Annotated in this window: 13 protein-coding genes; 7 read left to right on the top strand and 6 right to left on the bottom strand. The window is 66.7% G+C overall.

Translation table 11 applies throughout. The features are described from left to right. The first annotated feature begins 245 nt into the window (after positions 1-245). From ACQR0Z_RS27315 to ACQR0Z_RS27285, 7 genes are all read left to right on the top strand, one after another. Positions 246-5,546 carry an AAA family ATPase gene (locus tag ACQR0Z_RS27315; protein WP_434920695.1) on the top strand — a complete coding sequence of 1,767 codons (5,301 nt, stop codon included), beginning with the start codon at positions 246-248 and terminating at the stop codon, positions 5,544-5,546. 34 nt (positions 5,547-5,580) lie between these two features. Beyond that, positions 5,581-7,041, top strand: coding sequence for an SUMF1/EgtB/PvdO family nonheme iron enzyme (locus ACQR0Z_RS27310; RefSeq protein WP_434920694.1), 1,461 nt, complete (start codon positions 5,581-5,583; stop codon positions 7,039-7,041). A 9-nt stretch (positions 7,042-7,050) separates the two neighbouring features. Continuing rightward, a complete protein-coding gene (locus ACQR0Z_RS27305) occupies positions 7,051-7,662 on the top strand; it encodes a DUF4399 domain-containing protein (protein ID WP_434920693.1) in 612 nt (203 codons plus the stop codon). 678 nt (positions 7,663-8,340) lie between these two features. Further along, positions 8,341-8,619 carry a PepSY domain-containing protein gene (locus ACQR0Z_RS27300; protein ID WP_434861099.1) on the top strand — a complete coding sequence of 93 codons (279 nt, stop codon included), beginning with the start codon at positions 8,341-8,343 and terminating at the stop codon, positions 8,617-8,619. Between the two features lie 10 nt (positions 8,620-8,629). Then, entirely contained in the window at positions 8,630-9,406 is a 777-nt protein-coding gene (locus tag ACQR0Z_RS27295) for a cytochrome b/b6 domain-containing protein (protein WP_434920828.1), read from the top strand. Positions 9,407-9,965: 559 nt separating this feature from the next. Next, a complete protein-coding gene (locus tag ACQR0Z_RS27290) occupies positions 9,966-10,307 on the top strand; it encodes a cupredoxin domain-containing protein (RefSeq protein WP_434875189.1) in 342 nt (113 codons plus the stop codon). 100 nt (positions 10,308-10,407) lie between these two features. Next, on the top strand, positions 10,408-12,261 hold the full coding sequence (locus tag ACQR0Z_RS27285) for an outer membrane beta-barrel protein (RefSeq protein ID WP_434920692.1): 1,854 nt from the start codon (positions 10,408-10,410) through the stop codon (positions 12,259-12,261). A gap of 436 nt (positions 12,262-12,697) precedes the next feature. Here the strand turns inward: ACQR0Z_RS27285 and ACQR0Z_RS27280 are convergent, their stop codons facing one another. The 6 genes from ACQR0Z_RS27280 to ACQR0Z_RS27255 form a co-directional block, all read right to left on the bottom strand. Then, complete coding sequence (locus tag ACQR0Z_RS27280; RefSeq protein WP_434920691.1) at positions 12,698-13,486, bottom strand: energy transducer TonB family protein; 789 nt, start codon at positions 13,484-13,486, stop codon at positions 12,698-12,700. Positions 13,487-13,512: 26 nt separating this feature from the next. Next, positions 13,513-13,962 (bottom strand): TonB system transport protein ExbD, encoded by a 450-nt coding sequence (exbD, locus tag ACQR0Z_RS27275; protein WP_434920690.1) that lies wholly within the window; start codon positions 13,960-13,962, stop codon positions 13,513-13,515. A gap of 5 nt (positions 13,963-13,967) precedes the next feature. Continuing rightward, complete coding sequence (gene exbB / locus ACQR0Z_RS27270; RefSeq protein ID WP_434920689.1) at positions 13,968-15,221, bottom strand: tonB-system energizer ExbB; 1,254 nt, start codon at positions 15,219-15,221, stop codon at positions 13,968-13,970. 665 nt (positions 15,222-15,886) lie between these two features. Continuing rightward, positions 15,887-16,576, bottom strand: coding sequence for a Fe2+-dependent dioxygenase (locus ACQR0Z_RS27265; RefSeq protein ID WP_434920688.1), 690 nt, complete (start codon positions 16,574-16,576; stop codon positions 15,887-15,889). A 45-nt stretch (positions 16,577-16,621) separates the two neighbouring features. Continuing rightward, positions 16,622-19,156, bottom strand: a complete 2,535-nt coding sequence (locus tag ACQR0Z_RS27260) for a TonB-dependent receptor (RefSeq protein ID WP_434920687.1) — start codon at positions 19,154-19,156, stop codon at positions 16,622-16,624. A 427-nt stretch (positions 19,157-19,583) separates the two neighbouring features. Continuing rightward, a complete protein-coding gene (locus ACQR0Z_RS27255; RefSeq protein ID WP_434920686.1) occupies positions 19,584-21,977 on the bottom strand; it encodes a TonB-dependent siderophore receptor in 2,394 nt (797 codons plus the stop codon). Positions 21,978-22,036 lie beyond the last annotated feature (59 nt).

Below are 22,036 nucleotides of genomic sequence, written 5' to 3'. Positions count from 1 at the left end.
CCCGCAAGAACGAGAATCGTCACATTCATCTACCTGTCGGGTCATTGATGTGACCTACCTTCGCCATACGCCTCCGCAACGAGTCGGGAGTTCCATCGACGTTGCAGCGAGGAAAGCTTGTCCAGTCTGAACCCACTCTCCGATCGCCCGGCGCGCCGTGATCACGGGCGGGGCCATCCGTGTCGGTCAGCCGCTCGCCGACCTCAGGCCACTGCCGCAGCCGAGTTCAGAAAAGGATCTGCACGATGAGCCAGCTGGTGAATATGCGGCCGAATGAGGCCAAGGCGAGCGAGTCCGCCGCGCAGGCCACGATCGGCGATCACGGCATGCGGCTGCTTGGTGCTCTCGGTGCAAGTGCAGCGTCGTCCCTGGACAACCCGGCGGCGGCCGACGCCTGGCAAGATTCTTGGCAAGGCTCGACGAATGACACGCGGACGGCCGGCGAGCCGCTGCAGGAGGTCCTGGGCGGTCTGACGGAGATGATCCGGGCGGAGACATCCCCGCTCGAGCGGCAGCCGGATCACCCGTTTGCCGATGATCACGGCTTGGCCCTGGACCAGGGTGAGATGGAGCACCTGCCCGGCGTGGTGCTCAACACCTTCGATGTCGACGGGCCGGTGTGGCTCGCCGTCGAGGCGCTTGCGGCGACCGAGCCGCCGGCGATCGATGCCGATCTCGACGCCTGGGTCGAACTGTCCTCGGATCCGGATCGCCGTCCATCGCCGCGCGACAGCATCCTGGTGAAGGTCGACGAGATCGAGAAGAACCGCCTCACCTTCGCCCGTCACGCCCGTCCCGAGGATTTCTCGCCGGCCGCAGCTCTCGGCGTATGGACCGGACGGCTGCGTCTCGAGCAGCGCCCCGATCTCTTGCAGCGGATCGAGCGCTACGTCTCCGGTCCCTGGACCGCATGGGCCGACACCGAGCGCATGCGCCGCCGGACCATGGCCATTCATCAGCGCCTGCGCGAGCTGGCGGCGGCATCGGCTTCCGATCCTGCGCTCGAAATCATCTGGGGCATCGGCTTGTCGTCATGGCGGCAAAGCGGCCGCGACTACGAACTGCCGCTGTTCGAGCGCGCCGTGGAGATTGAGGTCATTGCGCGCCCCGATGCCGAGGTCCGGGTGCGGCCGCGTTTCGTCGGCGCCACCGTCAACCGCAAGGCGCTGGAGGCGGTGGTGCCCGACGCAGCGCTTGCGTTGGCCGATAGGTCCGACCGACTGGTCGAGGCGCTCGAGCAGCGCGGCGAGCTGTCGCCGTTCACGCCGCTTGATCTCGAGCAGATCATCGGCGCGGTCGGCGTCCAGACCGGCCACAAGCCGTCGCGCGCGGCGGACAGCCCGATGGCGGACGCCTCGGACGCGGCCATCGCCAGCGGCCGCTGGACCATCTCGGCGCGCCGGCGGCCGGACGTCCGCGCGCTGCGCGACATCGAGAGCCTCAAGACGGCGGTTGCGCACGCGCCGCAGAGCGAATGCTGCTTGACCGGCGCCGTCGGCGCCCTGCTGATGCAGTCCGATGGACGAGGCCACGCCGCGGCACGCCGGCATCTGTCGGGCATCGTCGGCGGTCCGATCGACATTGCGCCGCCGCCGAAGCCCGTGGTCGTGGAGCAGGGTGATCTGTTCTTTCCGTTGCCGGCCGCTCCCGAGGACGTCGAGATCGTACGCGAGCTGTCCGGCTCGGACGGCCTCGTGCTGCAGGCCGCCGCAGATGATGACCGCATCGCCGCTCTCGTCAACGTCGTCTGCCATCACCTCGCGCTCGGATCGCGCGTGCTCGTGGTCTCCAGAGACGAGACCGCGCTCGGCTTGCTGCATGAGAAGCTGCCGCCGCCGGTCCGCGAGCTGACCGTCAGCTCGACGGGCTCCGACAAGGACGTGCTCAGAAAAGCCGAGGCGCTGGCGGGCCGGCTGCAGTCGATCCTCGATGCCGCGAACCTGCGGGATCAGGTCGCGCAGATCGGCCGGCTGGAGCGCGACATCATCTCGAAGCGCTCCCAGATCACATCGCTCGACGACGAGATCGCGGAGATCGTCAGGCGCAACCTGCGGCTCACCGGCGGCTTGCCGGAGCTGCCATTCGATCTGTTCAAGGGACTGGTCGGCGAGCCGCATGCCTATGGCTGGTTCAAGGATCGGCCCAAGCGTCTCATCTCGGGGACGGACGCGCTGGTCGCCGCGGTCGACAAGGCGCGCGAGGCGCGACAGCGTCTTGGCGATCGTCTCAAGCATATCGACGACGAGTTGCCGGAGACCGCGGCGCTTCCGGATACGGCGGCGATCTTGCGCCTGCATGAGGAGCTGCGTCATCAGGCAACGATCACGTCCGACAACGGGCGCGACGAGGATCTCGCGCTGGATGCGATCGCGACCTTCGGGCTCGACGCGACCGGCCGGCTCGCGACAGACCTCGATGCGCTCGCCGCCGGCCATCGCGCCATTGCCGCGGAAGCCTGGCTCGGCCGGCTGTCACCGCTCGCGACGTCAAAGACCGACGGGCCCGAGGGGCTCGACAAGGTGGTGGGCTGGGCGCGTGATGCCTCGTTCCAGCTGTCACGAAGTGCCGAATTCGCGCGGCGCCAGGTGCAGGCGCCGGTCGAGGCCTTCACCAAGAAGGACGCCATTCGCGTGGTCGAACGGCTCGCGGCCGGCGAGAAGCCGTTCGCGCGGTTCACGCCGTCGCGCCGTGCGCTCAAGACCGCGGTCGATGCCATCACGCTGGACGGAGCCGCGCCATCGACGCCGGCCGATTGGAGCTACGTCGCCCGCTTCCTGCTATGGCGCCACGACCTGCATGCGCTGCGCGCGCGCTGGACGTCGATCGCGATGAAGATCGATGCGCCGGCGCTGCAGCTGGAATCGGCGCGCGCCTTCGATGATCTCGAGCAGATCGTCAAGAGCGTCGAGGTCGCCGTGGTGACGGCGGCGCTTGCGGTCCGCAACGTCGTCGATGCCTGCCGCAAGCTGTCGATGACCGACAGCGAGGTTGCCGCGATGGTGGCGGATGTGCAGCGGCCGGCCGCCTTCGGCGCGGCCATTCGCACCGTCATGACGCGGGTGTCCGGGCCGTTGGTCGAGCTCGCGCGGCTCGGTGAATTGTTCGCCGGAGCCGGCGAACTCGCGGCGACCGTCCAGGCCGACGTGCTGTCGCTGGTCGGCGATGCCGAAACGGACGCGCAGGACCTGGCGGCGCGGTGGTCGGGAATCCTCGCCGCGGTGGAGACGATCCGCGGCAACGAGACCGACTACGAACTGGTCAGGACGGCGTGCCGGATGGCCATCGCGGCGGGCGCACCGAGCCTCGCGCAGCGATTGCGGTCCGTGCCGGCCGAGGCGGACACCAAGGACACGACGAAGGCTGCTGCGAAGCATGCTCTCAAGGAAGAAGCGTCACTCGCGGACTGGGTGAGCGCGTGGAATCTGGCGGTCCTCAAGCGGATCGAGAATCCCGAGGAGCGCCAGCTTCTCCATGATCTCGCGGCGCAGCGACTGCGGCTCGAGAAGCGATCCCTGGCGCTGTTCGAGGTGGTGATCGGCGCGCGCATGTCGCTCGGCATCGCGCAGAATGCCAGCGGCGCCGTCCGGCAATCGCTGAAGCGCTTCCGCGACACGATGCAGAAGATGGCCTCGGCCTGCTCCGGCCCGACCGCGCGCCGCCTGCGGATCGCCGCCCGCAACTCCTTCGAAGGCTGGCTGGAGGAGATCCCCTGCCACATCATGCCGGCCTGGCGCGTCGCCGAACTGCTGCCGGCGCGGATCGGTACCTTCGATCTGCTGGTCGTCGACAGCGCCTCGCGCTCGGATGTGCGCGAGCTCGCCGCGATGCTGCGCGCCCGCAAGGTCCTGATCAGCGACGAGCGCCGTGATGCGGCCGCGATCGCAGCCCGCAGCGATCGGCTGGCCCGGCGCGGCCATGCGAAGGCGCTGCGCGGCATGCCTCCGGCCTTGCGCCGGCTGCTGATGCCCGGGGCCTCGCTGCGCGATCTTGCCGAGATTCTGTTCCCGGAGCGGATGATCGAGCTGCGCGCGCGGCCGATTCTCGTCGAGGCGGCTGCCGCGCCGACGCCGCTCCTGATCGACGAGCCGGCGGAGGCTCCGGTGGCCGAGCGGCCGCGGCCGGTGCGCGCGCCGGCGCCGGCGCCGGCACCGAAGCGGCGCATGGCGCCGCGGCCGATCAGCACGACGCATACGCTCGAAGAGGAGATCGCGACCGTCGCGAAATATCTCTCGATGGCCCGTCGCGGCGGCTCCGACAGCGCCGCGCCGCCAAGCCCTGCGCGCGACCGTGCGGCCCCGCAACCGAACGAGGCTCGCGCGACAACCGCGAAGCCGTCTCCGGAGCTGCGCGTGTTGCGCCAGCGTCCGCGGCGTCCGTCGGCGGAGGAGATCAAGTGCGCGCCTGCGACGCCGCCGGCGTTGCCCGAGCTATCGATCGCCGTGAAGCCGGCAGCGAGCGAGCAGCGCGCGATGCCAGCGGCCGAGGCGCCGATCGTGGAAGCCGCCCGCCCGTCGGAGCCCGCGCCGCGCGAGGTTGCGCCGGTGGTGATCGCTGCAGAGGGCGCAGTGAAGCCCGCGGCCGCCGAGCCGGCGGAGCCCGTCAATGCAGGCAATGCGAGCGTCGCCAAGCCCATTGCCGTTGCTGTCGTGCCGGAGACCAAACAGCCCGAGGCGACAGCTCCCGCGGCGCCGCCCGAGGAGATCAAGATCCATCCCTCGCTGCTCGAGACGGCCTTCAAGTCGGAGCAGAGCGCCGCGGTCACGCGCCGTCGTCTGCCCAGCCGGCGTGTGCTGGCCGTGGCTGCGGCGGGGCTGCTCGCGATCGTCGGTGCAGCGGTTTCCTGGGAGCGCGCGTCGGAATGGGTTCAGGTGTCGCTGAGCGGCGCGACGGCGGCTCTGCCCAACGAGCCCGGTCCGCGCAAGGTCAATGCCGAGCGGATCATGCCGGACGGCAAGCCTGTGGTCGCTGCGGCGGCCGAGGAGCCGACCACGGTCGGCATGAGCGTGCCGGTCAGCATGCCCGGTCAGGCATTCCTCTATCACGAGGATCCGCAGGATCCGAAAGGCAAGCGTTTCCCCGGCAAGGTGACCTGGTCCATCGAACCCAGCAGGGGGCCGCGGCTCGATGCGGCGCCTGCGATCAAGGGAGAAATCGAGATCGAGAACGGCACCAAGGTCACGCTCTCGCTGCGGCGGAACGCCGACATGGAGATGCCGGCCAGCCACATCATGGAGCTCAAATTCGACGGGCTGGATCAGTCGGTGAGCGGCCTGACGAGCCTGCGGGGCATCGGCCTCAAGGGTGAGGAGTCCGAGCGCGGCACGGCGCTGGTGACGCAGACCGCCCGGGTCACGCCGAAATTCTTCATGGTCGCGCTGTCCGCCAACGACGTCGACACCAAGCGCAATCTGATGCTGCTCAAGGCCAAGCAGTGGTTCGACATCCCGATCGTCTACGAGGGCGGCAATCGGGCGCTGCTGTCGATCGAGAAGGGAGCCGACGGCGACCGCGTGTTCAAGGACGCGTTCGCGAGTTGGGGTCAGTAAAGGGGCTGGGGGCCTCCACCAAGGCGAGGACAGCATGAGCGAGAGTTCAGCGTTGCAATGGCTGCGGGCTCCCAGGCTCGCCGAGGATGCGCTCCCGCCGGATTCGCGCGCGGTCGCCTGCCGGCGCTGCGGCCGCACCGTGGAGGTCTCGCTCAGCCCGATGCGTCCGCCGAGCTTCCAGCGCGTCGAGGATCAGGTCGAGTGCCCCGAGGTGCAGGAACGCTGGACCGGTAACAGCCAGGGCGGGCTGTTGCTGATGATGTGCGGCGCGCTCGAGCAGTCGCTCGACGCCGAGTGGGGCGCCGGTGAGCCGGAGCGCGTTGTTCACGCCGAACCGCCGCCCGAGCTTGCGCCGGTGCGATCGCGCAGCCTGCCAGTGCCGGCGCCGTCTGTGAGCGATGGATGGGACGATGATCAGGACGACGCGGCCAGCGGCGGCTGGTGGCGGGCGCTGTTCGCACCGTTTGCGGGCACGCGCAAGAAGCTGGTCCGCGGCGCGATCGGCATCGTGGTTCTCGCCATCGTGTTTCTCGGCGGCGTGATGCTGCCGCTGCGTCAGATCAAGCTGCTGATCCAGCCGCCGCTGGGACTGACGGGATCGTCCACCGCGCCGCGCGAGGCGCAGTCGGCGGCGCCGCCGCCGTCCCCGCGTCGAATCCTGGTCGAGACCGCGCCGCAGGACTCCACGCGCTCGGCATCGAACTCATTCGCGCCGTCGCGGCAGGCTGCGACGGGCATGGAAACGGCGCCGGCGCAGCCGCCCGAGACGCTCGCCGCTCCGCGCGCGCTGCCGCTCTCCGAACCCGAGCCGAAGCTACGCGTGCCCGAACTCGTGACTGTGGCCGGCGGAAGCTTTGCGATGGGCGGTGACGACGAGTCCGAACAGCCCGTCCATCAGGTGAGCGTGCGGCCGTTCTCGCTCGGCAAGCACCCGGTGACGGTCGGTGGATGGAAGCAGTGCGTGGCGGCTGCGAGCTGTCCGGACATCGCCACCGGTGCGGATGATCGTCCCGTGACCAATGTGAGCTACGACGATACGCAGGCCTATCTCGCCTGGCTATCGAGGGCGACCGGCAAGTCGTTCCGGCTGCCGACCGAGGCCGAGTGGGAATATGCCGCGCGCGGCGGCCAGCGCACCCGCTACTGGTGGGGCGATCGCATGCGCCAGGGCATGGCGAGCTGCAAGGGCTGCAACGGCCCGAGCGAGACCGATCAGGATCAGCCGCCGAAGATCGGCAGCGTCCCGGCCAATCCTTACGGCCTGTTCGACATGGGCGGTGGTGTCGGCCAGTGGGTCGCGGACGCCTGGCACAAGAACTACAAGGGCGCGCCGAATGATGGATCAGCCTGGATGGAGGAGGGCAGCTATGCCCGCGTCATTCGCTCCGGCTCGTGGAAGAACGGCGCGTCCGACGCGCGCGCCGGGAGCCGCGACCGCTACGACGGGCGCATCCGGCACCCCACCCTCGGCTTTCGTGTTGCGCTGTCACCATAGGAGATCCGCATGCTGCCCACGATGCCCGCGCGCCTCTGCCTGATCATGACGCTCGCGGCCGCGCTCGCGCCGCCGCTGGTGGCAGCCAAGGGCACCAAATCCCCGAAGGATGCCCGCGTCTATCTGATTTCGCCGGCGGATGGCGAGACCGTCACCGGGCCGTTCATCGCCCGCTTCGGGCTGCGCAACATGGGCATCACCCACGCCGGCGACGAGTTCGCCGGCAGCGGCCATCATCATCTGCTGATCGACGTCGACGACACGATGCAGGCCGGCGAGGAGATCCCGCGCGACAAGAAGCACATCCACTACGCGGCGGGCGAGACCGAGGCCCGGATCGAACTATCGCCCGGCAAGCACACGCTGCAGCTCGTGATCGGCGATTCCAAGCATCTCAACTTCGATCCTCCCGTGGTCTCCGAGAAGATCATGATCACGGTGGCGCGCCCAAACGGTGAGCAGGAGGCGCGCGCGACCCGCAGCGTCAACCCGCGCAGCCGCCTGCAGAGCCGTGCGGCGGCCCCGCTGGAGCTGCAGTCTGCGCCGGAGCCGACCGCGGACATGACCAAATCTCCGGAGAGCTCCGACTTCATCAGCCGCGTGCTGACCGGAGCGAAGTGACGGCGCCCGCGACCGGCTGTTTTCTCCCACGATGCGCGGCCGTCTGCCGGCCGCCTGATCGACGTCCCGCGATGTGCAGCGCACATCGCTCTCGGGCGTGCTTCGATATGTGATCTGCGTCGCGTGCGCACATCCGTGCGGCGATTGACGGATGGCGCGCGTGCGCATCGCGAACGTGAGCATCGTCTCCTCAGCCCGAGAGATCGCCGGCTGATCAGCTCTCAGAAAAAAAAGTTCGAGGCTTAACGTCGCAGCTTTGCGGCGTGCAGCGCCCTTTTCGCCGCACCGTCGACACAGCTGCAATCCGGCAGCAGTGTGGTGCCGTCGGCGCCGCCGGACACGTCGTCGGTGCGCGTCGTGTGCACGCCTCCCGCGCGGCTCCTGATAGAGCCTTGCGATTCAATGTCAGTTGCAAGGCGCGGAGATTCGGACGGAGTGGTGCGGTCGGAACGATTGGCAATTCCCGATCATATCTCGAACTCAACTGCAGCATAGTTGGGTCCGCCGGCCAGCGACAATGCGGCCGCATGCGGACCGATTGCGGCCCGGCTCACGTCTTCGGCGTCAGCCGCGGCCGATCGCGACGTCCAAGTTTCGTTGAAATCTCCCTTCCTTTGTAGGGCCGCGCATTGAGCGCTCCAAGGCGCCGATGGCGCAGACTTCGAGGAGGATTTGATAATGAAGCTCATCAAGATCATGGTCGTTGCTGCGGTGGCAGGTCTCGCATCGGGCTCCGCTGCGCTCGCCGACGGCTACAAGGATTGCACCAAGCTCGACAAGGCGTCGTGGAAGACGACCGCCGAGGCCGAGGCGAAGGCGAAGGCCGCGGGCTACGAGGTTCGCCAGACCAAGATCGAGGGCTCCTGCTACGAGGTTTATGGGGTCAAGGGCGGCAAGCTGTTCGAGCTGTTCTACAGCCCCGAGGACCTGTCGCTGAAGCACACCAAGGCGAAGTGATCTGATGATCATGCGTGACGCAGGTCCGGCGCAGCGAAGCGTTGCCTCCGAGCGGCCGGCGAACCCACGTTCGGGGACCGTCGCGATCTGGGACCTTCCGCTCCGCGTCTGGCACTGGGCCCTTGCGGCCTTCGTGCTCGTCGCCTGCGTCACGCCCAATACGTTCGACCGTCTGCACCGGCTGGCGGGCTATGCCGTGATCGGCCTGCTCGCCTTCCGCCTGATCTGGGGCGTGATCGGCAGCCGCCATTCGCTGTTCGCGCGCATCAGCCTGAAGCTGCGCGCGGCGCCCAAATACATCGTCAACATCCTGCGCGGCGAGACAGGGCGCTATCTCGGTCTCAACCCCGCGGGCGCAGCGATGCTGGTCGCCATGCTCGCTCTCCTGATCGTCTCGACGGTCAGCGGCGTGATGCAGGTCTCGCAGCGCTTCTTCGGCGTCGGCTGGATCGAGCAGGCCCATGCGCTGTCGTCGAACGCGATCATCGCGCTGATCGCCGTGCATGTGCTCGGGACCGTGTGGATGAGCGTGCTGCAGCGGGAGAATCTCATGCGTGCCATGGTCACCGGACGCAAGCGCGTGCCGGGCATCGTGCGCGCCGACCAGGCCGCGGCCCGCAGCCGCGTCCCTGAGCCCACGCCCGTTGTTGCGCGCGAGGAGGAGATATCGGTCGTGCCCGATCTGCCGCCGCAGCGCGCGGCGCCGCCCGTGACAGCAAAGCCGATGCCTGCGCGCATGCCTCGCACGCTCAGCGTCCACGACAAACGGCTCGGAGTCGGCCGATGAGACGGCGCGCATCGGTGGCGTGCGCCCGCAGGCGTCATGGCGGTGCAGGACGGCGTTTGATTTCGCTGCTGGTTCATGCGCGGCTCTCAGGCGCGCGTGCCGGCGATCGTCCGGTCCCGCAGGATGCGAACAGCCCGCGTGAGCGCGAACGTCTTCGCGCATCCCGCGTACCGTCGGTGCATTGATCGGGCCGAGGTCCTGGCTGGAGCCGCGTGCGCGGAGCACACGTCTCTTGAAGAGATCATCCCGGTTGGGATCGACAGGCGATAGCGGTGTTTCGGACCAGCGCGGCCTGCACACGCACGGACTTCGGCACACGGCGCCTTCGTGCACATGACGGCCGGATGTCCCGCAACTGATCGGGGACGCGTTCGTCATTACGCATCAACTAATAAAGTTCGCGCGCTTTGTCGCACACAACGAGTTTGTCAAATTTCGACACGGTAAATTGCCGCATTCGGTAATTTATAGTCGTTCTACGATGTGTCGGAAACGCGTGAAGACAGACGCGCCTTTGTGAGCTCCGCCACACGACGAATTCGGGACAGGGACATCCATCATGACGCTCTTCGAAAAAGCACAGGCTGCGGCCGCCGTTGCGCTGTTGGCGACCGCGTTCGCGCTGCCCGCTCGGGCGGCCGAGACGACGATCGAGATTTCCGTCAAGGACAACAAGTTTCAACCGGCCGAGATGAAGGCGCCGGCGGACACGCCGATCGTCTTCAAGGTGAAGAACCTGGATGGTGCGCCCGTCGAGTTCGAGAGCGAGCCGCTGCAGTTCGAGACGGTGATCAAGCCGAACATGGAGGGGATCGTGAAGATCAAGGCGCAGAAGCCTGGCCGCTACGAATTCTTCGACGACTTCCATCAGGGCAACAAGGGCACGCTGATCATCGAGTGATCCGATCGTCGACGGCCGCGTTGTCGTGAGGCGAGAACGTCTCACGCCGGCGCGGCCGCCATCCTGCTCAGGTTGCCGGCCGCGACGGAGACGAAGCTTTTTGGAACGGAAAGCACGAGAAACGTCCGATTCCAGGCGTGGCATTGGTTGGGTCTCGCTGCGTCAGGAGGAGACGGCCGCGTTCGCCGTGCTGCTCGTGACGTTGGTCGGCGGGGCGCCCGCGCTCGGCCAGACCGTCGTTCCCGGCACGCAGGCCAGCGCCTATGCAGATCCAGGGACCACCGAGGGCGGACCGGTGGTGGTCATTCCCGGTCGTCGCCGCCAGCCGGCGCGGCCCGCCAATGGCAATGGTCCGCTGGTGATCCCACAGGTGATCGTCGCGCCGGGCGGCACCGAGCCCGAGCCGAAGGCGGCGACGCAGGTCGAGGAGCGGCCGCGACCGAAATCTCCGATCGATGCCGGCGCTGGCGCGCTTCCGCAGGCTGCGCGCCGTGAGCCGCCGCCCCGCCTCGCTCCCGTGCGCAACGGATTCTTCGGCGCGCCCTCAGCGGGTCTCTTGGTCGGCGGCTGCCTGTCGACGCCGGGCCGGCTGTCGATGACCAACGTCCCCAATCGCTGTCTCGATGCGCTGGCCTTCGCCGTGAGCCCTCCGCCCGCCACGCGAGGTGTGCTGCCGCGCAATCTTCCGCCGATCCCGCGGCAGGACGCGCAGCCGATCCCGCCGGTTCTCGCCGACAAGCCGAAAATGCGGCTGCCACCGGTCAATCGGGGACAGAAGCCGCAGGAGCCGCAACCGCAGGCGCCACCGATGATGGAGGAGGACCCTTTCGAGCCAAAGGGCATCACGGTCGGCAACTTCATCCTGAAGCCTGCCTTCGAGATGTCCTCCGGTTTCGACAGCAATCCCGGGCGTGTGCCGCAAGGCAAGGGCTCCGCTTTCGTCAGCGTTGCGCCGGTCCTGCTCGTGCGCTCTCAGTTCGAGAGGCATCTGCTCAACGCCGATGTGCGCGTCGGCTATATCGACTATGCCAAGCTCCGGCAGCTCTCGAGGCCCACCGTCGACGCGAAGGTGAATGGGCGCTACGACATCACCGATACGTTTGCGCTCAACGGCGAGGGCCACGTTGCCGTCGATGCCGATGATCCCGGCACGCCGCGCTTCGCCGGACGCTTCGCGAGGATTCCGCTGGCGTCGACCGTGGGCGGCTCCGCCGGCCTGACCAAGCGGTTCGAGGAGGTCGAGATCTCGACCAAGGCCGCCATCGACCGCGTGGCCTTCCAGAACGCGCCGCTGATGGATGGCCAGATCGTCAGCAATGCGGACCGCAACTTCGTGCAGTACGGTTCGCAGAGCCGCGTCACCTACAATCTCACCCCGGAGATCCGGCCCTTCGTCGACGTCGCCGTCGATCGCCGCGTGCACGACATCGCCGTCGACGCCGAAGGCTTTCGCCGCGACTCCACCGGCACCGCGGTGGAGGCAGGCGTCACCTTCAACTATGCCGACACGCTGACCGGCGACGTCGCCGTCGGCTATCTCACGCGCCGCTATCAGGATCCGATGCTGAAGCCGGTCAACGGCTTCATCGCCGACGCCAACCTCACCTGGCAATATGCCAAGGAGACGGCGGTCATGCTCGGCGCCAAGTCGCAGGTCGTGGAGATCACCGAGCCGGGCATCTCCGGCGTGCTCAAGCGCGACGTCACCGTCGGCGTCGAGCACCAGTTCGAGCCCTGGCTGGTCGGCACGTTCCTCGCAGGTGTCGGCCAGGACGCCTTCACCGGCACCACCCGCGTCGACAACCGCTATCTCGTCGAGGTGGGCATGCTCTACAAGTTCTCCCGCCTGCTGCAGCTCCGCGCCAGCGTCCGCCGCGAGGAGACGCGGTCGAACTTCAAGGAGAACAATCTGTCGGCCACGGTCGTGCAGGTCGGCGCCAGGGTGCAGTATTGATCGGCCGGCATGGCCCGCGTACGGTCAGCCAGCGACATCGTCCTGAACTGCGCGTGAGTTATAATGACAAGATGTAAGCCTGCTCGTGAGATCCTCGTTGCTCTTGATGCATGCGCATCGCTCGCCGGCACGATCGCCATCTCGTCATAGATACGTCTGCCAATGAGTGACTCCGTCATGCCCGGGCTTGTCCCGGGCATCCACGTCGTTCCCAGCATGCCGACCGACGTGGATGGCCGGGACAAGCCCGGCCATGACGACGTGGAAAGAGATGAGCGCAAGAACCTCGATTGTCATGAGCCAGCCCCTCAGGGCAGGGGTCCAAATCGGTCGCCATGCGGCGAGGCCGCATCGCGGCCACTCGCACACGAAAAGGCAGCGCCCGCGTGATCGCCAGCGCTGCCTGGTCTATGGATGCATCCGTAAGGGCGCGCGACTACTTCTTCTGATTGAAGTTCACGTCGAGGCTGAAGCTGAACTGATCGTCGGTCAGCCCGGCCGGCGGCGCGGGCACCGGGTCGGAGCGGCGGATCATCGACAGGGCCGCGTTGTCGAACATCGGGTCACCGCAGGACTGCATCACCGACGCCGACATCACCTTGCCGGCGCGGCTCAGCACCAGCGCGACCTTGACGGTGCCGTTGTGCTTCTTGCCGTCCGGATACTTCTTGTGCAGCTCGAAATAGGCGCTGATCTTGCGTCCCCAATCGTTGGTCAGCTTCTGCTTGTCCTTGCCCATGCCGGGATTCGGCGCCTTGGCGGTTTCGGCCGGCGGAGCCGCCTCGTCGAGGGCCTTGCGCGCCGACTCCTCCTGCGCGGCGGATGCGACGGAGGCTTCCGCCTGCTGCTGCGCCTGTTGCTGCTCTTCCTTCTCCGGCTTCTTCGGCTCGTTCATCGTGACGACCCGATCGGCCTCCTCCTCGGTCTCGGTCGGCTTGTCCTTGACCGCATCGGACTCCTTGACCTCGGCGGTCTGCTGCATCTGTTCCGGCGCGGCCTCGGCCGCGTCGCTGTCGGGGCCGGGCGGAAGATCGTTGTCCTCGACCTGGGGCGACGCCATCTCGAGGGCGAACTCGGCGCCGGCGGCGCCAAGGCCGCCTTCCTGTTCTTGGCCGCTGAGATGGACGACCGCGAGAGCGGCGCCGCCGCCGTGCAGCATCACCGCGCCGATGGCGGCTGAGATCCACAAGCGGCGCGACGCTCCTTGATACTTGTGTTCGACCATTCTTCACTTCCGTCGTTACAGGGGAGTCAATGTGCAGCCTGTGCGGCCGCCTGCGGGACGCCTTCGACCGTGACCAGCTTGATCTTCGGATAGCCGCCGGTCCGCAGCAGTTCCATCACGTCCATCAATTCGCCATAGGCGACGCCGCGGTCCGCCCGGAGAAAGATGAACTTGTCCTTCGCGGCGTCGGGAATGTGCTCGAGCGTGCTCACCAGGCTCGCGCGCTTGACCTGCTCTTCGCCGACGAACAAGGTCAGGTCCGGCTTGATGCTGACATAGATCGGCTTGTCCGGCTTCTTCTGCGGCGTCGCCGACGAGGTCGGCAGGTCGACGGGCACGTCGACCGTCGACAGCGGCGCCGCCACCATGAAGATGATCAGCAGCACCAGGATCACGTCGATGAACGGCGTGACGTTGATGTCGCTGGATTCGCCAAGATCGTCGTCGCCATCGGCTTCCGAAAGAGAGACCGCCATTGCGCTTACTCCGCGGCCAGCGCCATCGGAGGCGCGGAGTGGACGTGGATCGGCTCGAAGCGGCTGTCATGCGGCGTGTGGTGGCTCTGGCCGCGATCGAGATCACGTGACAGCATGCGGGCCGTGGCGCCGGAGGACCGGTTGACGAGCTCCATGTAGCCCTTCGTCACCCGCGTGAAGTGGTTGTAGATGATGACGGCGGGGATGGCGGCGACGAGGCCGATGGCGGTCGCGAGCAGCGCCTCGGCGATGCCGGGAGCGACGACCGCGAGGTTCGTGGTCTGCGACTTCGAGATGCCGATGAAGCTGTTCATGATGCCCCAGACGGTGCCGAACAGACCCACGAAGGGCGAGATCGAGCCGATGGTGGCGAGCAGTCCCATGCCGGTCCGACAGCGGCGGCCTTCGGCACGCACGATCTCCGAGAAGCTCGACGCAGCGCGTTCGTTCACGCCGTGAGACGGCAGCTCGGACGACAATCTGATCTCATGCATGGCGGCGTCGATCAGCGCGTTCAAGACGGTCTGGCGCGAGCCCAAGGCGAGCTTCGCTTCGGACAGCCAGCGGACGTTGTCCACCTTGCGCAGCGCGCTGCCCAGCTTGCGGCGCAGGATGCCGAACTCGATGGTCTTGGCGATGAAGACGGTCCAGGTCGCGAGCGAGGCGAGTGCAAGGCCCATCATCACCGACTTCACGAGGATGTCGGCGGCGAGGAACATCGACCACGGCGACAGGTCGTGGGGCACGTGCGTGGCCGCCTGCGTCGTGGTCTGGGCCGGCTTGTCGGCCTGCTCCTTTGCCTTGTCGGCTGGCGACGCGTCGGTGACGGCCTCGGTCGCGGTCGGCGCGTGTGCGTCGGCGGCAGCCGCAGGGGCCGCGGGCGGCGTCGTCGCCGCCGGCGCGACCGCTGCGGCCGGCGCTGCCGCGGTCGTTGCCGGCTGTGGCGCGACGGCTGCCGGCGCCAGCGTCGGTGCCTGACCGGTGGTCACGGGCTTCGCCGCGGCTGGCTGTGCCTGCGCCGTATTGTTAGTTGTGGCGGCGCTGACCGGCGCCTGGGCCTGCGCGATCGTCGCCGCGGGTGCCGGTGTGCTCGGGGTGCTTCGCGCTGCGGCCGCGGGGGCGGGCGCCGTCGCAGCGATCTGTGGCGCAACAGCAGCCTGGCCAGGTCTCGGCGAGGTGGACGGCTGCTCGGCGTGCGCCATGGCGCCGGCCGAAACGGCTGCGATCACCGCTCCGACATGAAGAACGATCCTGAACATGTTGCTGCACACCCCTAGTAGTTAAACTTGCGGTAATGATTCACGGCGCAACGGGGCTGATTTGAGACGCTGCCTTGACTCAAACCGGGTTCATCAATGTCGGCAATCAAGCCCGTGCGTGCGATGCGATGTGCGAGAGCATGCCGTGCGGCTAGCGGATCGTCGCTTGAAGGCGCTTGTCGTGCACTAACTATCTGAAGTTTCTAATCTGGAACGATTCGAAGGATGCCGGTCGCCACCAATGCGGCCTGCAGATCACGCAATTGCCGCCGTTCGGACTTCCATCAATTCTAATTAGTCGTGGCCGCGGAAAAAGATCAGCGCCAGCTTAGCAGCGGTCCCGCGGCGAGATCGGCGCGCTGCGCCCGATTTGGATGATTCGGTGCGCAAGTGATCGAAGCGGGTGACCGCGCTCACTGTGGCATGCGGGCGGGCGACCGACGATGCGACACATCGACTGAAGCGCTGAAAGACAATCGCGCACGATCTGGTTCGGAGGGATGCGCAGGTGATCGACTGCCGTGCTGATGATCGACCCGCCGAGGACAGGGTCTCGGCTGTCGAAGCGGCAGGGCCGCGCGCGAAAGGAACACGGATCGGCGAGCCGAGGCTCCTGAGCCGCAGCTCGCTGGCAGAGGATACTGACGCGCCGGTGAGACCCGGGCTCAGACATCGGCCCAGTAGCGGATCAGGTTGTGATAAAGGCCGGTCAGCCGAACCATCTCCGGATCGTCACGTCCGAGACGCTGCGACAGGCCCTGGATGGTCGTGTCGAGATCGAAGATCATGCTGCGGGCGAGCGGATCCCGGATCATGCTCTGCAGCCAGAAGAACGAGGCGACGCGGACGCCCCGCGTCACCGGCGTCACCATGTGCAGGCTCGAGGCGGGATATAGCACGAGGTCGCCGGCCGGCAGCTTCACCTCACGCGAACCGTAGAGGTCCTCGATGACGAGCTCGCCGCCATCGTAGTCCTCGGGCTCGGAGAGAAACAGCGTGACCGAGAGATCCGTGCGGATGCGCAGGCCGGTGAGCTTGTCGCCACGCACGGCGTTGTCGACGTGAATGCCGAAATGATGTCCCGACTCGGCGCTGTAGCGATTGAACAGCGGCGGGAAGATCTGCTGGGGGATGGCGGCGGCGAGAAAGCGCGGATTGGCGGTCATCGCCGAGATGATGCGGTGGCCGAGCTTGCGCGCCACCTCGCTGTCGGGCGGTAGCTGCTCGTTGCGCTTGACCATGGCCGACTGGGCGCCGGCCGTCGAACGGCCGTCCTCCCAGTCGCTGGAATCCATGATGCGGCGGAACTCCGCCACATCGTCTTTGCTCAAGATACCGGGGACACAGATCAGCATGAACTCATCAACTCGATAATGTGCCCCGGCTCGCTTGCCCTGAGGTCAGAACCGTCCGGAGACGACGATCGATGCGCTCCTTCCTGGGCCGACAAGCGTAAACGGCGTGGCACTCTGATAGAATGCGTCGTAGTAGAGCTTGTCGAAGATGTTGGCAACAAACACCTTCGCCGTCCAGTTCTTGTTGATCTTGGCCTCGGCGAACGCATCGAAGCGCCAGTAGCTCGGCAGCTCGGTGCCCTGGTTGGCCGCGAGCCAGGTGCCGCCATAGATCTTGGAGCGGTAGACGGCCTGACCGCCGATCTCCCAGGTGTCGTTGAGCTGGTACTTCGTCAGCAGGCTGAACGACTGATGGGCGGTATTGGCGAGCTGCAGGCCGACATTGCTGGTGAACAGCGCCGTGTTGGCCGGCGGGATGTTCGACTTCGTCACCTCGGATTCCATCAGCACGAGGCCGCCGAAGATGCTCCATTTGTCGGTCAGCTTCCCGCCCGCCTGCAGGTCGATGCCGCGGATGCGGTAGGCTGCGCCTGCCGACAGACACGGCACGTTGCCGGTGGTCCCGACCGGATAGGGGCAGTCGGCCGTGGCCTGGGCCCTGTTGGCGATGTTGCGCGACTCGCGGGCGTTCTCCTTCTCGGTCTGGAACAGCGCGCCGGTGACCAGCAGGCGGCCGTCGAGCAGCTCCCATTTGGTGCCGATCTCGATCGAGGTGTTCTTCTCGGGCCCGAACACCTGGTTGGCACCACCGTTGGTGACGGCCGAGATGCCGCCATATTGCGCGCTGAGGCCGTCGAACTCGGCGCCGACCGGATTGGACGATGTCGCATAGGCCGCATAGACGCTGGCATAGGGCAGCGGCTTCAAGGTGAGGCCGACGTTGAAGTTCGGCAGGCCGCTGGAGGCCGCGGTCGAGCCCGGCGTGTTGGCGACGCCGTTGACGGTGCCGAAGCCGTCGACGCGAACGTCGTATTTGTCGTAGCGGACGCCGCCATTGAGGATGACGAAGTCACGATAGTTGACGCTGTCGAGCGCGTAGACGCTCGTGGTGTCGATCTTGATGTTGGTCGGGAACTGGCCGAGCGAGGGAATGCCGAACGGCAGGTTGGTGAACTGCGGGTTGAACACGCTGACGTTCGAGAGCGAGCCGTTGCCCGCGAAGGCGAGGCCCTGCTGCTCGGAGGTCAGGCCGGTGTAGCTGTTGATGATGGCCTTTTCCTGCGAGACCTCGAGGCCTGCGACCAGCGTGTGCTTGAACGGGCCGGTGTCGAACTTGTAGGTCGCATCCAGCTGGTTGGCGAGAACGTCGGTCTGCTGGAAGCGGCTCTGCGGATTGGCCCGGATCACCGAGTTCTGGATCGGATTGGTGATCGTGGCGCCTTCGGGCAGGGTGCCGATGTAGTTCAGGGTCGAACGCGACACCCGGATCTTGTCGGAGATCGTCAGGTCGGGGGTGACCTTCACTTCCGCGTTGAACGAGCCGATGTCCTGACCGATGCGCTGGAAGTCGCGGTTGACGAAACCGTACCAGGCGGTCCGCGGCGATCCCATTTCGGGGAAGGGCGCCCCGGCGGTCAGATTGCCGGGCAGCCGATAGTACGGCACGCCGAAGTCAGGGCGTCCCGAGACCTCGCTGTGGATGTAGTTGGCCGCCAGCGTCACCGTGTCGAGCGGCGTCCATTTAGTGGCGATGAAGCCGCCATTGCGGTTGTCGGTGACGTAGTCGCGCCCCGCCACGCCGGCGTCCTGGAACAGGCCGCCGACGCGGGCTGCGAAGGTCGGCGTGATCTTCTGGTTGACGTCGATCACCACGCGCTTGGTCTGGTCGGTGCCGAACGTCGTGTCCATGTTGTAGAAGCTGTTCTCGGTCGTGGCCTGCTTGGTCACGATGTTGATCGCACCGCCGGTGGTGCCGCGGCCGGCGAAGGACGACGCCGGGCCGCGCAGGATCTCGACCTGCTCGGTGAAGAAGTTCTCGCGCACCGAGACGCCGGCATCACGCACGCCGTCGATGAACACGTCGTTGCGGGCGTCGAAGCCGCGGATGAAGAAGCGGTCGCCGAACGCATTGCCGCCTTCGCCGGTGCCGAGCGTCACGCCGGCGGTGGAGAGCACGGCGGATTTCAGGCTGGTGGAGTTCTTGTCGGCCAGGATTTCCTTGCTGAGGACCGTGACGGTCTTCGGCGTGTTCAGGAGCTTCTCGGGGAATTTGCCCGAGGCCTGCAGCCGCTCGCCCTTGTAGTCGGAGGCGGGGCTCGAATAGGGGTTGCGGTCGGGCGGCAGGTTGCTGACGGGAGCCGCGACCTGCTGCTGCTGTTGCTGGCGGGCGGCGCGACGCATCGCGTCGCGGGCGCGGATCTGCTCCGTGGATGGGCGCGAGGCCGCGGGCTTCGGACGCGCCACCGGCGCTTCGACATTGACGGACGGCAGCGGCGCCTGCTGGGCTTCGGCACTGGAGAACGACGCGACCGCGATCAGGCCGGCCACTGCCGAGACCGTCACGCCCGACACGTCAGCCGGTGATTCCCATTCGTGCCCGCCGGCTCCTCTCAAGCTCCTTGGAAAGACTGCCTTACCCATCTTCGACCACCCCATTCGTTACGCAACTTGACTTGGGTTTTGTGAACCTTGGTCCGCGAGAACCTGGTTCGTTGAACGCCCGCAACGGGCGCGTGCCTGTTGCGAATGCAAGTCAAGAAGCGAGGGAAAGCGGTCCAAAGCTGGTTCCGCTCGTGGCCGGAATGCGAAAAGTTTCCATCCATTTCCGAAAATGGGAGTTGATCCCCGGACTGTCGCCTCACGGCAACAATTGAGACCTCCTGGTTGCGCTGATGTTCGTCATTCAATTCGAGATGGGAGAGCGACGCTGATGTCGAGCCTTCTCTGCGGTTGATTGGGCCTCCTGCGCGCTGTTCGGTCGATCAGTTCGTCGGTCCGTCTCCCGCCGCGCCCGAAGGATGCGGCGGGAGTTTGGCGAAACTGTTTCTGGATCGGGACGATGTCCGGCTCAGAACTTCGCGGTGGTGATCAGATAGAACGCGCGGCCGGGAGCGACCTGCGTGAACGGCACGGCGCTGCGGTAGAACGTGTCGTAATAGAGCTGGTTGGTGATGTTCTGGGCATACACCTTCATGCTCCAGTTCTTGTCGATCTGCTTCTCCACGAAGGCATCGAAGCGCCAGTAGCTCGGCAGCTCGTTGCCGGTGTTGGCCGCGAAGGTGCCGCCGAACACTTTCGACCGGTATACGGCCTGGCCGCCGATCTCCCAGCCGTCGTCGAACTTGTACTTGGACAGCACGCTCAGCGACTGGTGCGCGATGTTGGCGAGCTGCAGGCCGTTGTTGGAGGCGATGCCGCTCTGCGTCACCTTCGACTGCATCAGAACCAGGCCGCCGAAGATGCTCCAGCGATCGGTGATCTTGCCCTCGGCCTCGATGTCGATGCCCTGGATGCGGTAGGCGGCACCCGAGGTCAGCAGTCCGTTGACGGTCTCGCGGGCGTTCTCCTTCTCGGTCTGGAACAGCGCGCCGGTCACCAGGAGATGGCGGTCGACCAGCTCCCATTTGGTGCCGATCTCGGCGCCCTTGTTGCGCTCCGGCCCGAGGATGATGGTGCTGTTCGGCGGAATGCCGCCGTAATCGGTCGCGGTGCCGTCGAGCTCCGAGCCGAACGGATTGGCCGAGGTCGCATAGGCCGCATAGAGGCTGCCGATCGGCAGCGGCTTGAAGACGAGGCCGACATTGTAGTTGATCAGGTCGGAATCGACCGTCGCCGACGCCGTGTTGTTCGACGAGCGCATCGCGTAGCCGTCATAGCGGATGCCGCTGGAGAGGATCAGCGTGTCGCGCCAGTTGGCGGTGTCGATGACATAGGCGCTCTTGCTGTCGACGTCGTAGCGCGTCGGATTGCCGGTCAGATAGGGCACGGTGGTGAACGGCAGGTTGGTATAGGCGGGACTGAACATGTTCTGGTTCTGCAGTCCGCCGCCGGTGGTGCCTTGCGAGCCGAACGCCTCCGAGGTCAGGCCGGCATAGCGGTCGATCGAGATCTTCTCCTTGGAAAACTCGGTGCCCATCACCGTGGTGTGCTTGATCGGACCGGTGTCGTATCTGAACGTCAGATCGTTCTGGTTGGCCCAGTTGTCGACCAGTTGATAGCGGCTCTGCGCGCTGGCGTTGAAGAACCATTTGGTCGGATCGGCGTTGGCCGTTCCCGCCACGCTCGCATTCGGCAGGGTGCCGATGTAGTTGAGCTCGGAATGCTCGCCGCGCAGCTTGCTGGTGAAGGTGACGCTGTCGCTGAGCTTCAGCTCGCCCGCCAGCGTGCCGAAATCCTGCCGCGCCGCCTGGAAGTCGCGGTTGAGGAAGCCGTACCAGTTGGTGCGCGGGATGCCGGCCGAGGTTGCAGGGATGTTGCCCTGCTTGTAGAACGGCACGCCGAAATCCGGGTAGCCGGAGAGATCGGTGTGGACGTAGTTGGTCGTGACCTTCACCGAATCGTTCGGCGTCCATTTGGTCGAGATGAAGCCGCCCCAGCGATCGTCGGTGACGTGGTCGCGCCCCGCGACATTGGCGTCCTGGAACAGGCCGCCGGTGCGCACCGCAAAGGTCGGCGAGATCGTCTGGTTGACGTCGAGCGTGACGCGCTTGGTCTGATCGGTGCCAACAGTCGATTCGGCGTTGTAGAAATTGCGGTCGCCGGCCTGCTTGGTGATGATGTTGATGGCGCCGCCGGCCGTGCCGCGGCCGGCATAGGCGGATGCGGGCCCGCGCAGGATCTCGACCTGCTCGGTGAAGAAGTTCTCGCGCACCGACACCGCGGGATCGCGGATGCCGTCGATGAAGATGTCGTTGCGCGCGTCGAAGCCGCGGATGAAGAAGCGGTCGCCGAACGCGTTGCCACCCTCGCCGGAGCCGAGCGTGACGCCGGCGGTGGAGCGGCCGACCTCCTTCAGGGTGGTGATGCGCTTGTCCTCCATCACCTCCTTGCTCATCACCGTGATGGTCTTCGGCGTATTGACCAGCTTCTCGGTGAACTTGCCGGAGGCGACGCGGTCGACCTTGTAGGGCGCGGCGGCGTCGGCATACGGGTTGGCGTCCGGCGGCGTCTGCGGTCCGGTCTGGGCCGGCGGCTGCTGCGGCGGGCGCGCGGCGCGGCGCAGCGCGCTGCGGGCGCGGATCTGTTCGGCTGACGGCCGCGATGGCGCGGGCTTGGCGCGGGCGGTCGGCGCCTCGACGGTGACGGAGGGCAGGGGCGCCTGCTGCGCCTCGGCGCCGGAGAACGAGGCGACGGCGATCAGTCCCGCGACCGCCGACACCTTGACTCCGGATACGTCAGAGGAGGGTTCCCCCCGAAGCGCGGGGCCTCCGCGCAAGCTCGCTGGAAAGACAGCTCGACCCATACTCACCACCCCAATGGTTGCTCAAGGACTGAATTGTTGTTCGTGAGGTCTGCAACTGG

It is taken from the genome of Bradyrhizobium sp. HKCCYLS3077 (assembly GCF_051167555.1).
Classification (GTDB): Bacteria; Pseudomonadota; Alphaproteobacteria; order Rhizobiales; family Xanthobacteraceae; genus Bradyrhizobium.
Note: the sequence above shows the minus strand (reverse complement) of the source record. Positions and strands in the feature narration are given on the sequence as shown.

Coding starts and splice junctions, on each gene's coding strand:
- ACQR0Z_RS27260 (WP_434920687.1), bottom strand. CDS start 19,156: ATGGGTAAGGCAGTCTTTCCAAGGAGCTTGAGAGGAGCCGGCGGGCAC.
- exbB (WP_434920689.1), bottom strand. CDS start 15,221: ATGTTCAGGATCGTTCTTCATGTCGGAGCGGTGATCGCAGCCGTTTCG.
- ACQR0Z_RS27310 (WP_434920694.1), top strand. CDS start 5,581: ATGAGCGAGAGTTCAGCGTTGCAATGGCTGCGGGCTCCCAGGCTCGCC.
- ACQR0Z_RS27295 (WP_434920828.1), top strand. CDS start 8,630: ATGCGTGACGCAGGTCCGGCGCAGCGAAGCGTTGCCTCCGAGCGGCCG.
- ACQR0Z_RS27255 (WP_434920686.1), bottom strand. CDS start 21,977: ATGGGTCGAGCTGTCTTTCCAGCGAGCTTGCGCGGAGGCCCCGCGCTT.
- exbD (WP_434920690.1), bottom strand. CDS start 13,962: ATGGCGGTCTCTCTTTCGGAAGCCGATGGCGACGACGATCTTGGCGAA.
- ACQR0Z_RS27265 (WP_434920688.1), bottom strand. CDS start 16,576: ATGCTGATCTGTGTCCCCGGTATCTTGAGCAAAGACGATGTGGCGGAG.
- ACQR0Z_RS27305 (WP_434920693.1), top strand. CDS start 7,051: ATGCTGCCCACGATGCCCGCGCGCCTCTGCCTGATCATGACGCTCGCG.
- ACQR0Z_RS27280 (WP_434920691.1), bottom strand. CDS start 13,486: ATGGTCGAACACAAGTATCAAGGAGCGTCGCGCCGCTTGTGGATCTCA.
- ACQR0Z_RS27290 (WP_434875189.1), top strand. CDS start 9,966: ATGACGCTCTTCGAAAAAGCACAGGCTGCGGCCGCCGTTGCGCTGTTG.
- ACQR0Z_RS27315 (WP_434920695.1), top strand. CDS start 246: ATGAGCCAGCTGGTGAATATGCGGCCGAATGAGGCCAAGGCGAGCGAG.
- ACQR0Z_RS27300 (WP_434861099.1), top strand. CDS start 8,341: ATGAAGCTCATCAAGATCATGGTCGTTGCTGCGGTGGCAGGTCTCGCA.